General features: G+C 45.9%; 15 protein-coding genes. 6 read left to right on the top strand and 9 right to left on the bottom strand.

Annotation, left to right across the window (positions count from 1 at the left end; translation table 11 throughout):
- Nucleotides 1–52 precede the first annotated feature (52 nt).
- Nucleotides 53–373 (bottom strand): hypothetical protein, encoded by a 321-nt coding sequence (locus IFU39_RS08845; RefSeq protein WP_074094613.1) that lies wholly within the window; start codon nt 371–373, stop codon nt 53–55.
- Between the two features lie 422 nt (nt 374–795).
- Between IFU39_RS08845 and IFU39_RS32865 the strand changes: the two genes are divergently transcribed.
- Complete coding sequence (locus tag IFU39_RS32865; protein WP_074094612.1) at nt 796–1,035, top strand: hypothetical protein; 240 nt, start codon at nt 796–798, stop codon at nt 1,033–1,035.
- Between the two features lie 122 nt (nt 1,036–1,157).
- Here the strand turns inward: IFU39_RS32865 and IFU39_RS08850 are convergent, their stop codons facing one another.
- The 6 genes from IFU39_RS08850 to IFU39_RS08875 all read right to left on the bottom strand — a co-directional run bounded on the left by IFU39_RS08850 (nt 1,158) and on the right by IFU39_RS08875 (nt 6,656).
- Entirely contained in the window at nt 1,158–1,310 is a 153-nt protein-coding gene (locus IFU39_RS08850; protein ID WP_164783094.1) for a hypothetical protein, read from the bottom strand.
- A 244-nt stretch (nt 1,311–1,554) separates the two neighbouring features.
- Nucleotides 1,555–3,030 (bottom strand): aldehyde dehydrogenase family protein, encoded by a 1,476-nt coding sequence (locus IFU39_RS08855; RefSeq protein ID WP_091017198.1) that lies wholly within the window; start codon nt 3,028–3,030, stop codon nt 1,555–1,557.
- A gap of 169 nt (nt 3,031–3,199) precedes the next feature.
- The gene (locus tag IFU39_RS08860; RefSeq protein ID WP_192132278.1) at nt 3,200–3,739 is read right to left on the bottom strand and encodes a GNAT family N-acetyltransferase; all 540 of its coding nucleotides are present in this window, start codon (nt 3,737–3,739) and stop codon (nt 3,200–3,202) included.
- Nucleotides 3,740–4,110: 371 nt separating this feature from the next.
- The gene (locus IFU39_RS08865; RefSeq protein ID WP_091017202.1) at nt 4,111–4,449 is read right to left on the bottom strand and encodes a L,D-transpeptidase; all 339 of its coding nucleotides are present in this window, start codon (nt 4,447–4,449) and stop codon (nt 4,111–4,113) included.
- Between the two features lie 56 nt (nt 4,450–4,505).
- Nucleotides 4,506–5,615, bottom strand: a complete 1,110-nt coding sequence (rsgA, locus tag IFU39_RS08870; protein WP_192132280.1) for a ribosome small subunit-dependent GTPase A — start codon at nt 5,613–5,615, stop codon at nt 4,506–4,508.
- 447 nt (nt 5,616–6,062) lie between these two features.
- On the bottom strand, nt 6,063–6,656 hold the full coding sequence (locus IFU39_RS08875; protein ID WP_076249781.1) for a DUF2087 domain-containing protein: 594 nt from the start codon (nt 6,654–6,656) through the stop codon (nt 6,063–6,065).
- A gap of 178 nt (nt 6,657–6,834) precedes the next feature.
- Between IFU39_RS08875 and IFU39_RS08880 the strand changes: the two genes are divergently transcribed.
- From IFU39_RS08880 to IFU39_RS08890, 3 genes are all read left to right on the top strand, one after another.
- Nucleotides 6,835–7,833 carry a YpdA family putative bacillithiol disulfide reductase gene (locus IFU39_RS08880; protein WP_192132282.1) on the top strand — a complete coding sequence of 333 codons (999 nt, stop codon included), beginning with the start codon at nt 6,835–6,837 and terminating at the stop codon, nt 7,831–7,833.
- 5 nt (nt 7,834–7,838) lie between these two features.
- A complete protein-coding gene (locus tag IFU39_RS08885) occupies nt 7,839–8,282 on the top strand; it encodes a DUF441 domain-containing protein (protein ID WP_036609212.1) in 444 nt (147 codons plus the stop codon).
- A gap of 192 nt (nt 8,283–8,474) precedes the next feature.
- Nucleotides 8,475–8,987 (top strand): hypothetical protein, encoded by a 513-nt coding sequence (locus tag IFU39_RS08890; protein ID WP_036609214.1) that lies wholly within the window; start codon nt 8,475–8,477, stop codon nt 8,985–8,987.
- Between the two features lie 98 nt (nt 8,988–9,085).
- Here the strand turns inward: IFU39_RS08890 and IFU39_RS08895 are convergent, their stop codons facing one another.
- Both IFU39_RS08895 and IFU39_RS08900 read right to left on the bottom strand, forming a co-directional pair.
- Nucleotides 9,086–9,535 (bottom strand): NUDIX domain-containing protein, encoded by a 450-nt coding sequence (locus IFU39_RS08895; RefSeq protein WP_105598236.1) that lies wholly within the window; start codon nt 9,533–9,535, stop codon nt 9,086–9,088.
- Between the two features lie 56 nt (nt 9,536–9,591).
- Nucleotides 9,592–9,888 (bottom strand): HesB/YadR/YfhF family protein, encoded by a 297-nt coding sequence (locus tag IFU39_RS08900; protein ID WP_036609218.1) that lies wholly within the window; start codon nt 9,886–9,888, stop codon nt 9,592–9,594.
- A 485-nt stretch (nt 9,889–10,373) separates the two neighbouring features.
- Between IFU39_RS08900 and IFU39_RS08905 the strand changes: the two genes are divergently transcribed.
- The gene (locus IFU39_RS08905; RefSeq protein WP_105598235.1) at nt 10,374–12,119 is read left to right on the top strand and encodes an ABC transporter ATP-binding protein; all 1,746 of its coding nucleotides are present in this window, start codon (nt 10,374–10,376) and stop codon (nt 12,117–12,119) included.
- Nucleotides 12,120–12,131: 12 nt separating this feature from the next.
- Nucleotides 12,132–14,222, top strand: coding sequence for an ABC transporter ATP-binding protein (locus IFU39_RS08910; RefSeq protein WP_192132284.1), 2,091 nt, complete (start codon nt 12,132–12,134; stop codon nt 14,220–14,222).
- Nucleotides 14,223–14,386: the final 164 nt, after the last annotated feature.

The following is a 14,386-nucleotide window of genomic DNA, read 5'->3' on the forward strand; positions in this document are numbered from 1 at the left end:
AGAGAAGACCTCCTTTAGTTCGTTCAATAATGAATGTATACGTTCAAAAGCCCTATTCGTTGCTGTCCTGTTGAAACAATGAACGTCTTCCATATACAGGCGCTTCTTCCGAAGTCGTTGAAAAAGCCCGCTGGACACGTACGCAACTGCCTTGTCGCAGCCCTGTTTCCATTAATTGCTGTGCGTTCTGCGGAGAGAACCACAAACCTTCCGGAAACTTGGCTTCAAGGATGTACTGAATGCCGTCTCCCGGTGCCTGTCCAAAAATGCGAACGCCGAGTAATGTCTTCAAATGTTCAATGGTACATTCGTCCGGAACATCGATGTCGAACCATTCTCCTTCCTCGCGGCCGGAATACACGGTTAGAATCATCCGAATCCCTCCCATGGTCTCATATGTAAATTGTCCTAATGTCAGATTAAATCAAAAAAAAGAGAATGAATCGTTATATCAACCCTATTTTCTTACATAAACACCCCGTTTGCAATGTACCACCTGTAATTTTGTTACATATGACCCACGTATATATTAAAATATCGTACATTCGACTCAGAACTTTCGTGGCAGTTATGCAATTAAATATTGCGAGGATACGAAAACTATCGTTTTTTGTTCCATTTAAATGGTAATTAAGTTACGTTTTTCAGGACTTTTATTCCTTCGCTCACAATTGAATTGTGAACACTTTTCAAACATTACCCACCTTTATGTTTTCATAAGCTGATTTTAAGGTAATTTTAAGCATTGGAATTTAATATTAGCTGTATGAAATAACAACCGTGAGGTGATTTCAAGTGAGAACCCTAATAACCTTTCAAAACAAATCAATCCCTGTATATTTTAATCAAGAAAACAAACAACCTATGCAGAAGACATTAAGATTGCTTAGCAGTGCTCTTGAGCATAAAATTAGCAACGGTAAACGCGCCATTCAAAAATGTCTGCATTCTTTAATTAGTATTGAGATTGTTAATGGAGAAGCCATTCTCCACAGTCGAAGTGAAAACGACTCCCTTGCTTTATCCTTATATTAAAAGGAGTCAACCAAGACACATTTATTACAAGACATGAAAAAGGAAGCTGTCGTTATAGACAAGCTTCCTTTTTTGAGTTGTATACACGTTAACAGCGGATCGCAATTATTGTCAGCCATCACTCAGTGCAGTTTGCTCAGGACATAGGCGGCATCATGTTCTTCCGCAATCTCGGCTTTACGAATACGAATGACAAACAGCCGAACCAAATTGGCACGTGTATGTTCTTCCTGACAGGTATTCAGTTTCCTCAGAATAAAGCGGTCAATGGACATGAATTTAAAGCCCCTTTGCCATTGGATTTACGGATCGATTTTTCCGTGTATCGATAAATAACCAGATAGCGTCAGCCCCAAACAGCTTATCCACTCTTATATTAAGCCGTATTTTGCTGAGGTGTAAAATTGTGCAAAAAGCCCGTCCCACCAAGCTGGAGACGGGCTTTCGCATGATTTGTCGTTTTTTTGTAACCCACTCTAATCATTCATAAATGCTCCTGCTAGTTCACTCTTTTTCGACTTATTTCACTCCCGGATATTCCCGATATTGGTGCTGAATACTGATCCAACGAGTACGTGTAAACTTTTCAATGGCCCAGTCCCCACCGAAACGTCCAATCCCTGAAGCTTTTTCACCGCCAAACATCACATGCGCTTCATCGTTCACAGACTGATCATTTACATGCACCATACCCGATTCAATGCGCTGGGCAACCTGATATCCTCGATTCAGATCTTTGGTGAATACCGAACCACTAAGTCCATAAGGAGTATCATTCGCCAAACGTACAGCTTCCTGCTCATCATGAGCCTTCATGATCACTGCTACTGGGCCAAATAATTCCTGCTGCACGATATCCTGTTCAGGTTTAACATCGGCAAGTACAGTAGGAGACAGCACGCTGCCTTGACTGGTCCCCCCGAGCATTAACTGTGCGCCTTCGCCCTTGGTTTTGTTCACAAGCTCCAGCAATCGTTCTACCTCTTTTTCCCGAATGAGAGGACCCACGAGTGTTTTGGCATCCGCTGGATCACCTGCCTGGACATTCTTCGTTTTGGCAACAAATGATTCGACGAATTGGTCGTAAATATCGGTATGCACAATGATACGATTCAGAGCCATGCAGATCTGTCCCTGATGCAGAAACTTACCAAAGACCGCCGCTTCGGCAGCACGTTCAATGTCCGCATCTTCCAGCACAACCATGGCGTTGTTGCCACCTAGTTCCAGTGCCGTTTCTTTTAAATGTTCACCCGCCAGTTTACCGATCCCTTGTCCAACTTCTGTGGAACCCGTGAATGAAATTACTTTGGGAACCGGATGAGCGACAAAGTAATCTCCGATCTCGCTGCCACTTCCCGCAACGACATTCAGCACGCCCTCAGGCAGACCAGCCTGTTCAAACAAATCGGCAATAAGCCACCCTGCCGTAATCGGAGTATCCGATGCTGGTTTAATCACCACACCATTACCAAGAGCAATTGCTGGAGCTACAGATCGCAGGCATAGATGCAAAGGGAAGTTCCATGGCCCGATAACTCCAATCACTCCCTTCGGCTCACGAACCACACGGTTCTCTTTGCCAGGGGTATTGGACGGGATGATCTCACCCTTCATGCGATAAGGAAAAGATGCTGCTTCGTCCACAATGCGTTTAGCCGCTGCAAACTCCGCCTCCGATTTGATTCGGGTACTCCCGGATTCCGTGATCAACAGTTGAATGATCTCCTCTTTCCGCTCCGTCATCAGGGATGAAACTTTACGCAATACCTCTTCTTTCGCAGCAGGTAATGACTTCGCCCATTCAATCGAATTTTTCTGAGCTGACTCATAAGCCTTATCTATGTCTTTCTTATTGGAAGAGCGCCATGTAGCAATAACTTCTCCCGAATAAGGATTGATATTCTCCATTGTTTTCTCACCGGAGCCATCTACCCAGCTGCCATTAATATATTGTTTCGTCCATGTTGTATGTTCAGTGTCCATTAAAGTCATGTGAATACGCCTCCTGATCAAGATTAAATGTCACACCTGCACAACGGTGTAATACATCATTAACCTTGTTCAGAATTACGCAAACGTGAAGACCTGAATTAGCTATTCCATTTTTAAAGTTTAAGGAAACAACACAACCCACACTATTCTCTCGCCATCTGAACGTCTTTCAACAGTCGGGCAGGCTCTTCTCTCCAAAGAGGCTTAAGTCTTCCCATCCGTAGCCAACTTCGATCAGATCTTGACCACCAATGCGGAGGGACTGTGTTTGGACTGGAGTGCCTCCCATCTTTTCATAAAAGCGACAAGCTGAATTTCGCTCCAAAGCCCATATGATCAAACGTTTCATATTGTGGGTCTGCAGATGATGAACGACAAGTGTCGCCAGTTGCTGACCTATCCCCGTTTGTTGCACTTCCTTCAGCAAATATATAGCGTACAACTCTCCATCATAAGGTAATTTGCCTTTACGCTCCTTACCCCCACAAGCAAATCCGACAATGTTCCCATGATCCTGTTCAGCTACCACCAGGATCTGATCCTTTTCGCCAGAACGAATAGTCTTCTCCCACTGAGACAATCTTGATTCTGTAGTCAAATGATCCAAAAAATCGTCAGGCACAATTCCCCGATACGTTGTTTTCCAACTCTCTGTATGTACATGGGCTATTCCTTGCGCATCCCCTTCACGCGCCCGCCTGATCAGCATCGCTATCACTCACTTTCTCTCGTAACCGCCGCAGCTTTACCATATTATATGTTCTTCTTTCTTTAATTCCAAATTAACCCACTTTAGTCCTGGCTGTAAAACTTATTTGGTAACTGGCTATCTTAACCTTATAATACGTGTTCAAAAAGTCTGGTTTTAAGTACCACGAAGATGGAATGAAGCTAGAAATGGAGTAGCGGAGCGTAGGGAAAACTACGTGAGCAACCAAAATGTTTCCTTCGGAAACATACTTCGTAAGCCTCCCGCTTATTTCGGCTGAATTTCATATTCGATGCTGATCACGCCGCTAGGCATGATTCGTAATCAAAAGCGGACTTTTTGAACTACCTTTCATGAAGTAAAATCCGGCCCTAGGGCCGGATCGTTACTCTCGTGCCTACAGATACCTTGGAAGACAAATCCAGTACATCCGAGTTGTACATGCGTATACAACCATGGGAGACGGATTTGCCAATAGACCAAGGCTCATTGGTTCCGTGTATCCCATAATGGGGAGCAGACAGCCCCATCCACAACACGCCAAATGGCCCACCCGGATTGGATTGTTTGTTAATAATAGTGAACTCCCCGTTTGGAGTCTGTGTGAGCATCTTGCCGGTGCCCACGGGATAGCCCTTAATCACCTGATTGCCATCCAGAAGATATAACATGTGGTCAGACAGATCTACAATAATCCTGTAATCTGGCATAATGACATCCCTCCTGACCTATCTTATGCAAGATACCGGATGATGCCCGCCTGATTTCAGGCTTCCTCCCACTCTTTCACACTACGGGAGTGCTTGGGTTTACGACTATTGGCCGGTTTGCTGGAGGCGGTACGCCTTCTGGATGCCACTTCTTCCTTGCGTTGCTGATATTGCAATTCCTTCTGCATCTTCAGATAATTATTCAATCTTTTTTCATCCAATGAACCATCCTGTATGGCCTCTTTCACTGCACATCCAGCTTCCTGTGTATGGCTGCAATCCAGAAATCTGCACGTGGCCGCAAGTTCTTCAATTTCTCCAAACGCATGCGACAGCCCATCATTGCCCTCATCCCAGAGATTAAGCTCACGCATTCCTGGAGTATCGATCAATACGGCTCCCTGGGGTAGTACAAACATCTCCCGGTGTGTTGTCGTATGTCTCCCACGGCTGTCTCCCTCGCGGACGGATTGTGTAAGCTGCACATCCTCACCCATCATCCAGTTCACCAGCGTAGACTTGCCACTGCCAGAAGATCCTGTCAGCGCAACAGTCAGCCCTGGCTGCAAATATCGTTCCAATAAGGATTTGCCTTGACCCTCCACTGCAGATATTGCAAGCACTTCAACGCCTGGAGCAATCCCTTCTACATTTCTGATCTGTTCTTCCACATTGTTGCACAGATCACTTTTGCTCAAGACAATGACTGGCCTTACGCCACCATTCCAAGCCATCATCACGTATCTTTCGAGTCGTCTGAGGTTGAAATCATGATTAAGTGCAGCCACGATCAACAGTGTATCTACGTTTGAGGCGATTAATTGTTCCTTGGTCACCGGACCTGCCGCCTGTCTCGATACCCTGCTCCGACGTGGCACCAGATGGTGAATAATTGCTTCTTCACCTGCCTGGCCTGTAATCGCCACCCAATCTCCAACCGCTGGTACCAAGCTGCTCTCCAGACTATCATGACGCATTCGGCCCGAAATTCTCCCCCAGCATTCGCCCTCTTCTGTAATCAGACGTTGCAGATGTCCATGGTCTGCGATAATTCTGGCTGGCTTTTTCTCCTGCTCTTCCATCCCTGTCTCTTGCCACAGTTCCTGCCACTTTGCTGACCAGCCGTACTTCTCAATATGGTTATCTAAAATAAAAATTCCTCCCAAAATAAGTTGTTTACTTCGTTCAAGCCGATTGAACAATCATCTCCGGTTCAGATCAAAACAAAAAACCACGAGTAGAAATACACCCGTGGCAATAAGTAGTTAACCGAATCAGAGATCGTCCCTTCTTGCAGATCTACCGGATAGAATACTTAACCCTCCGATATAAACCATTCAGGAACACCCTTTTATTGGCAAACAAAAAAGCCACGGGTGCGTCACCCGTGGCTTCATCTGAGCATGACATACTTCACGTTACAATGGATACTGCTACCCAGCTAACGCAAAATTACATGCTTTGATCCGTTCCGGAGACGCTGTTCATATTCAAATTAACGTATACTGCATTTAAGTTTGTCATAAACAATCGCCTCCCTTGTAGAATTATCCATTATGTTACACACTGAGCTTTACAGTTGTCAAGCCCAATTTTTTTTACCAAACGCTACTCTATTTGACCTGATCCCAGCGTGTCCACATTTCCTTCGGATTCAATTCATAGATCTCCTCTTCGCGATACATGAACTGATGCATAATAAATTCTCGCCGAATCGTTGCAAAGTCTTCATGGTATTGCTTTATAAATGTATTGATTTCTTTCTCCGTATACTTCCGGCCAAATTCAAGCTGCTCGACCAGATGACCAAGTACAATCAGTTTTTTCTTGTATTGAGCCGGAATCTGACGCAGTCGCCCATCTTTGGAGAAAAAATTTCTCATGACCGACGCTTTCAATGTTTCATTCACATCACTCATATCCGCAACCTCCTCTCGATTAAAGATAAAATCAACCGAAGCCTGTGCATTCTCGCGGATAAACGAAGGATTGAGTGTGAAATACACTGTATTTTTCTCCCGTCGTTCCTTAATCAGCGCCGCCTCTCTTAGCTTGGATGCATGATGTGTCACGGTTGGCTGTGACAGATTCAGCCGCTCGGCAAGTGCCTGTCCGTGCAGTTCACCCTGTGCCAACAACAGCAGCATGCGAAGCCGGGTCGGGTCAGCCAACGCTTTATGATAAGCCACAATTTTCTCCAGCTGCATCATCGTTCATCTCGCTTTCAATTAGATATACATCTAATTTGATATTAGTCTTTTCTTCTCAACACGTCAACTCCTTTGGTTTCAAGTAAGCTTGTCTAATTAAACTCCACGCTTGAACTGGCATTGGCTCGTTATTTACGGTAGGATTATATTGCTTGAAATAAGGAGGATTAAGAACATGGAAGATGTCATTATTATCGGCGGAGGCCCATGCGGTCTGTCTGCTGCCATTGAATGTGAGCGGCTGGGACTGTCCGCTGTGATCGTTGAGAAATACAATATCGTTCAATCTATTTATCTGTATCCAACCCATATGCAGTTTTTCAGCACAGCCCCGCTGCTTGAGATCGGAAACGTTCCGTTCAGCACACCTAATGATAAACCGTTTCGTTATGAAGCACTTGCCTATTATCGCAGGGTAGCCGAACATTTTGGTCTGCGTGTTCATAACTATGAGGAAGCCCGTGAAATTAAACGCAAGGATGATGGTACGTTTGAGGTACATACGCTCAATCGCCGCGGGGAAGCCATCGTACATGCTGGACGCAATGTAGTTGTAGCTACCGGTTATTTTGACCATCCTAACTATCTGGGCATCCCTGGAGAAGATAAAGATAAGGTAACCCACTACTTCCGGGAAGCCCACCCTTATACCCGTACACGTGTCGCCATTATTGGCGGAAGCAACTCAGCCGTGGATGCGGCCATGGAACTGGTTCGGGTCGGAGCACATATTGATATGGTTTATCGCGGCAGTGGTCTGTCCCAGCATATTAAACCATGGGTACGCCCGCTATTCGAGAGCATGGTGACAAAAGGTCATATCACACTCCACCTGGAATCACGCGTGAATGAAATACTCGATGATTCGATTCGTCTGATACACACGGATGGTTCCACTCGGGAACTGGATAATGACTTCGTACTGGCCATGACCGGTTTCCGTCCAGATCGTCAACTACTCACGTCGGTAGGTGTGGAGATGTCTGATGATATGGATAAACCTCTATATGATGCACAAACGATGGAAAGCAGCGTACCTGGTGTATATGTGGGCGGAGTCATCGCTTCGGGGCGTAATGCCAATGAAGTCTTTATTGAATCCGGGCGCTGGCATGGACGTTACATTGCGGAACATATCGTTAGCAAACAACGTGGACAGACTGAAGGGAAATGAAAACAATGGATATGACTTCCCTGCTGTTGCTCGTATTTGCGGCTCTCGGAATTATCAGCAGCAACACACCTGTGACCGTAGCGATGGTATTTCTGTTGTTGCTACGAGTCCTGAACCTGAATCAGGCATTTCCATGGCTTGAAAAATACGGACTTACACTGGGCATTATCATTCTGACCATTGGCGTGATGGCACCTCTTGCCAGTGGCAAGATGAGTCTGCAGACGATCGGTGAGTCTTTCCTGCACTGGAAATCACTACTCGCCATTGGCGTAGGATTACTGGTGGCATATCTCGGAGGACGTGGCGCTACGTTGATGGGTACACAGCCAACTGTCGTTGCAGGGCTGTTAATCGGAACGGTACTTGGGGTTGCCCTATTCAAGGGTGTACCTGTGGGTCCATTGATTGCGGCGGGAATTTTATCATTGCTACTGGGCAAATCCTGATTCAAGTTGTGATAGTTGTAACCTGACATGCTATGCAGATTGGCTGTATTTCCCACCGTTGTGTGATATACTTCTATTCATGCAAATTATGTACACGAGTCTACAACAGAATAATCCACATTGTGGTTATGCTGTTGCATGAAATATAGATTCACTTTGCAACTATTAATGGCGCAGGAGGATTAAGGAACCATGTCACGTCAGTTTATTACAGAAGCCGTGATGGTGGCCATTTACGGTCAATTGCTAGCGCCGCCCGCGCCTGTTGAATATATTGTTCCTTATACCACCATCCTTGAGCTATATGAATTCCAGACCAGTCCTGATCCCATGATGGATAACCCGGCAGATGATCAGCATGTGAAATCCAAAATCAATGAAATGATTTCTTATTTCGAGGAACCGCTGAATAAGAAAAAAATAGAGCGTGCGTTACTTGTTCCATGGGCCAAAAGCCCCTCCATTTTATTTGGTGACCAAGTATCCATTGCCATTATCAACGCAATAGATACGGCACAGTACGGGGAGTATTTCGATCCCATTGAGACAGAACTGTTGCTGACATCTCAGCGTCTGAGTATCCCGATTCTCACCGATCAGGTTGAACTGATTGCACGTATTATTGAGTCTGAATCACCTGTGCAGGTATTCGATATTGATGATTTTGATTTTGCGATGGATGATGAACCACTGGATCAGGTGTAATTCATACTCTGAGCACCTGAATCGGATTTTTCAAAAAATGACCTTGGCATCCACTTTATCGTGCATGCCAAGGTCATTTTTTTGCGTCAACACTTATTTTATTCTGCAATATCCCGCGCTAACAGGATTCGGCTAATCTGATTCAGAGGTGGTAACGACTCCAGCGCAAAAAACTTCAGACCTGCATCACTATTTACACGCGACTCCACAAGGTCATCCTGAATGATCACTGTCCGGAACAGAGCAATGACATAATACTCTTCATCTCCGCTTGAATGCAGATACCGAAGGTCTGGCCCCGAATAGAGGCCTTCCAGTGTCATGGTATCAGCAGTCCAACCTGTCTCTTCCCATAACTCCCGATGTGCAGCATCTTCAATAGCCTCACCCGGGCGCATCTCACCTGCTGGCAACCGCCAGTGACCGTGTTCAGCATGCTGAATCAGCAGTAATTCACCTTGTTCGTTCTCAGCCCACACAGCCGCCTTTACAACAATATGAGAGCGTTTCGCGATATACTGGGCCAAATCTCGTGCTGGCAGATTCACTGCTTATCCCCTCCTCCTACTCGGAAGCCGGTGGCGACCTGTAATCCATCTATTGCTTAGACTTCAGTATAACGATATTCGATATCCTGACCTTCATCAACGATATCCACATGCAGTTGGTGCCCTTTCAGATACCAATAATCGTGATCTTCCATAAAGAATTGAATCCCCGATACTTCGGTTTGATCCGCAGGATGTCTTGGTTTCTCCACAGCAATACCTAGCGAAAATCCAGGGTGAAGACCTCCGCCAGAGCTATAACGGGCAAAAAATCGAATGCTGTCTCCCTCGTTCAAATTCAGCTCTTCCTTGTACCAGCGAGCAGCTTGATCGGATACATGTATGGTACTCATTTGGTGTCAGCTCCTTCTGTATATATATGTTCCATCATATCTCTACAGGGACTTGAATACAAACCCGAGTGACCACATAAAGACAAAATAAATTGTGAAAAATGTTTGACAGATTGTAAAAACCGGTGTTAAGATGCAAACATACGAGGTCTACATTGTATTTATTTCCAAAAAAAGAAAGGGTGATTACGGTGTTTAACAAACATATGATTGGTCAATTCAGCACACAACTAAATACCGGAGCACACCCGAAATCATTATTCCGTTCATAAGTCGGCATGACAGGCGATCTTTCATTAAAATCTCTGTAATGTTTACTCACAATCGAACTTATATATGGTGGCGGCTCTGTTCTCTGAGCCATGCTGCCGTATGATGATATGAAGACATACCGCCTGCGTGCGGTATGTCTTTTTTTGTGGGTACATTTCGGCATACATGAACGGAATCTGCATTTCTCGGACATCGAAAGGAAGGGATAACACTTGTTCTCTGTACTTAAAAACCTGGCCTGGTTCTTCCGGCTGGAACGCAAACGATACCTAACCGGTGTCATCTTGCTTATTCTGGTGGGCATTGCCGAACTGCTGCCTCCTCGTCTTCTTGGTAATGCCATTGACGAGATTGTGCGCGGTTCCATTACCGGCACCTCACTTACCCGTTATATTTTGCTTATTCTGGGAACGGTCATCATTATCTATCTGGTTACATACGTTTGGATGCACAAACTGTTTGGTGGTGCCAATCTGGTGGAGCGGCTGCTTCGTTCACGCTTTATGGACCACTTGTTACGGATGACTCCTCCCTTTTTTGAGAAAAACAGAACAGGAGATTTGATGGCTCGGGCCACCAATGATCTTCGATCCATTGCTACTACAGCAGGCTTCGGCATGCTGACCTTAACAGACTCTACAGCCTTTCTGGCCACCGTATTGTTCGCGATGGGTTTCCTGGTCAGTTGGAAACTGACCTTGGCGGCAATCCTGCCATTACCTTTTATCGCCATTGCCATGATGATCTATGGTAAAGCTGTACATCAACGTTACACCCTGGCACAGGATGCATTCGGAGATATGAACGACCAGGTGCTGGAATCCATCGCCGGGATTCGTGTCGTGCGTGCTTATGTGCAGGAACGTCTGGACGAGAAACGGTTCGCCGACGTGACCGAAGATGTGTATCGCAAAAACCTGGCTGTTGCCAGAATGGATGCCCTATTCGAACCCACCATCCGGCTCTTCGTTGGACTCAGTTATGTGATTGCACTTGCCTACGGCATATATCTTGTATTTCATAATGAAATTACCCTGGGGGATCTCGTATCGTTTAACATGTACCTGGGGATGATGATCTGGCCCATGTTTGCCATCGGCGAATTAATTAACCTGATGCAACGTGGTAGCGCTTCGCTTGATCGGGTCAACGAGACTTTATCGGTAGAACCTGCCGTACAAGATGTGGAGCAACCTGCCCACGTTACGAATCCGGAAGAAATTGCGATGCAGGATGTTACATTCCGTTACCCAAGTTCAACTGTCGACAATCTCAGTCATATCAGCTTTTCGCTACGACGGGGTCAAACATTGGGTGTTGTGGGTCGTACGGGTAGCGGTAAGTCTACTTTGCTCAAACAACTGCTTCATGAATACCCTGCCGGTTCGGGCACATTAAGCATCTCGGGTCATCCGATTCAGGATATCGCCAAAGATGACTTGCACAGCTGGATCGGGTACGTACCACAGGAACAAGTTCTGTTCTCCAAATCAGTTCGTCAAAACATTCAATTTGGTAAACCTGGGGCCAGTGATGAAGTCATCATGGAAGCCATTCGTACCGCCGCTTTTGACGGGGATCTGGGAACCTTGTCCGATGGACTGGATACACTCGTTGGTGAAAAAGGAATCTCTCTGTCCGGCGGACAGAAACAGCGGGTTTCGCTGGCGCGTGCCTTTATTGCTAATCCTGATATCCTGATCCTTGATGATGCCTTATCTGCGGTCGATGCACGTACTGAAGCCAAAATTATTGAAAATATACGCAACAAACGCTCGAGCAAAACCACGCTGATCTCGACTCATCGCCTGTCTGCTATTGAACATGCTGACCGAATCATCGTACTGGAGCACGGGAAAATTACGGAAGAAGGCACTCACCAGGAATTGTTAGCCATGAACGGCTGGTACCGTGAACAGTATGAACGGCAACAGGTCGAGTCCAATCTGTCCACGTAGGAGGTCAATTCATTGAAGTCTAATACAGGCAAAAGGCTGCTTGATTACGCCTTGAAAGCCAAAGGAACATTTATCGCTGCATTAATTATGCTTACTATTGGTGTTGCGGCCGAGCTTGCCGGGCCGTTCATCGCCAAATCCATGATTGACAATCACTTGCTCGCGATTGAGCAGCCTTTCTATGAGACGACAGCTTCAGATGAAGCCGCAGTTTACAACGGTAAGAATTACAAACGCGAAGGTTTGTTCGAACCGGATGAAAACAAAGGTTCCGAAGTGCGGGTATTACAAGCCGGCAGAAGTTTTTATTTTGTAAACGAACCAGTCAATGCACCTGACGGGGACCGCACATATACGGATGGAACCCTCACGGTTACACGCGCAGGTGAGGTAACAGGCCAATATGCGGCAACCCCCCTGTCCGCTGGTGAACTGTTTGCTTTTTACAAACCGGAGATGCCCAGCATCTATCAATTAATTGTGTATTACATGATCTTCCTCGTGATCTCGGTCATTATGGAGTTTGGTAAAACTTTCTGGCTGCAATCCTCGGCCAACAAGGTTATTCAAAGACTGCGTAACGATGTGTATGCCCATATTCAGCGACTGCCGGTGCACTTTTTTGATAACCTGCCCGCAGGTAAAGTTGTATCTCGGGTCACAAACGATACAGAAGCCGTCAAGGATCTGTTCGTTGCCGTTCTTTCGAACTTTTTCTCAGGAATCATCACGATTACAGGTGTGTATGTCGCACTCTTCCTGCTTGATGTTCGCCTGGGTCTAATCTCATTATTCGTTGTGCCGATGCTCATTACATGGATTGTGCTCTATCGCAAATTCGCCACTCGTTACAACACGATCATTCGATCCCGACTGAGTGAGATCAATGCAATCATTAACGAGTCCATTCAGGGGATGTCCATTATCCGCGTATTCCGCCATCAGAAACAAACCAAACAGGAATTCGAAGATCTGAATGATGACTATATGAAACACCAGAACAAAATGCTGAACCTGAATGCCTTCACCTCACACAACCTGGTTAACGTATTACGGAATATCGCCTTTGCGGTGGTCCTGTGGTACTTCGGTTCCAGTGTGCTTGATGGCACAAGTATTATCTCCCTGGGTGTTCTGTATGCCTTCGTTGATGTTCTGGGCCGTTTGTTCCAGCCAATTACCGGCATGGTGAATCAGCTCGCGAACCTGGACTCCTCCCTCGTATCTGCTGGGCGTGTCTTTGAGCTGATGGATGAAAAGGGAGAAGCTGTAACCGATGGCTCCATGCCAAGATACAAAGGGAATGTTGTCTTCGATGATGTATCCTTTGCCTATAAAAAAGATTACGTGCTTAACAATATCTCGTTCAAAGCATCCCAAGGTCAGACAGTCGCTCTGGTCGGCCACACCGGTTCGGGTAAAAGCTCAATCATCAACCTGCTATTCCGGTTCTATGATCCGCAAAAAGGCAAGATCACGATTGACGGTCAGAACGTCAAAGATCTGCCTAAACAGTGGATTCGCGAGCATATGGGGATTGTATTACAGGACCCGTATCTGTTCACAGGCACCATTGCTTCCAACGTCAGTCTTGGCGATGAGAAGATCTCCCGTGAACGAATTGAACAGGCGCTGCGTGATGTAGGAGCCGAACGTATACTGGCTCATTTGCCTCAAGGCTTTGACGAACCTGTCATTGAAAAAGGAAGCACATTGTCCGCTGGTCAGCGTCAGTTAATCTCCTTCGCTCGTGCACTCGCATTTGATCCGGCCATCCTCATTCTGGATGAAGCGACTGCCAATATTGATACGGAAACGGAAGCACTCATTCAGAATGCACTTGAAGTCCTCAAAAAAGGACGTACCACCTTCATCATTGCTCACCGTCTCTCCACTATTCGTTCAGCAGATCAGATTTTGGTTCTGCATCGCGGGCGCATCGTTGAGCAGGGTGCACATGATGAACTGATGGAGCTTAAAGGCCGCTATTATAAGATGTATCAGCTTCAGCAAGGTGCGCAAGCAGCAGCGAGTGCAACCAGCGAGAATCCGTCGGGTGAGATCATTCCAACCTCAACCTCCTTTGTCGGAGGCAATGCATAACAGTGTAAAACAGAAAGCTCTTTAAGTAACCAACCAAAAATGATGTACTCAACAGCAAAACAAAAATCGATCTACACAGCTACCTTAGGGTTTGCGGTGTAGATCGTTTTTTTCGTATTTTCATCTGGAGGCATGTTCGGTTACTGTTATTTCGTCCAGACAAA

This window comes from Paenibacillus sp. CFBP 13594, from assembly GCF_014842675.1.
In the GTDB taxonomy this organism is placed as follows: domain Bacteria; phylum Bacillota; class Bacilli; order Paenibacillales; family Paenibacillaceae; genus Paenibacillus; species Paenibacillus amylolyticus_B.

Bases quoted from the DNA above. Each gene is read 5' to 3' on its own strand.
- IFU39_RS08885 (WP_036609212.1), top strand. From the start codon at position 7,839: ATGGATATGACTTCCCTGCTGTTGCTCGTATTTGCGGCTCTCGGAATT.
- IFU39_RS08860 (WP_192132278.1), bottom strand. From the start codon at position 3,739: ATGCTGATCAGGCGGGCGCGTGAAGGGGATGCGCAAGGAATAGCCCAT.
- IFU39_RS08875 (WP_076249781.1), bottom strand. From the start codon at position 6,656: ATGCAGCTGGAGAAAATTGTGGCTTATCATAAAGCGTTGGCTGACCCG.
- IFU39_RS08880 (WP_192132282.1), top strand. From the start codon at position 6,835: ATGGAAGATGTCATTATTATCGGCGGAGGCCCATGCGGTCTGTCTGCT.
- IFU39_RS08845 (WP_074094613.1), bottom strand. From the start codon at position 373: ATGATTCTAACCGTGTATTCCGGCCGCGAGGAAGGAGAATGGTTCGAC.
- IFU39_RS08850 (WP_164783094.1), bottom strand. From the start codon at position 1,310: ATGTCCATTGACCGCTTTATTCTGAGGAAACTGAATACCTGTCAGGAA.
- IFU39_RS08890 (WP_036609214.1), top strand. From the start codon at position 8,475: ATGTCACGTCAGTTTATTACAGAAGCCGTGATGGTGGCCATTTACGGT.
- IFU39_RS08855 (WP_091017198.1), bottom strand. From the start codon at position 3,030: ATGACTTTAATGGACACTGAACATACAACATGGACGAAACAATATATT.
- IFU39_RS08865 (WP_091017202.1), bottom strand. From the start codon at position 4,449: ATGCCAGATTACAGGATTATTGTAGATCTGTCTGACCACATGTTATAT.
- IFU39_RS08900 (WP_036609218.1), bottom strand. From the start codon at position 9,888: ATGAGTACCATACATGTATCCGATCAAGCTGCTCGCTGGTACAAGGAA.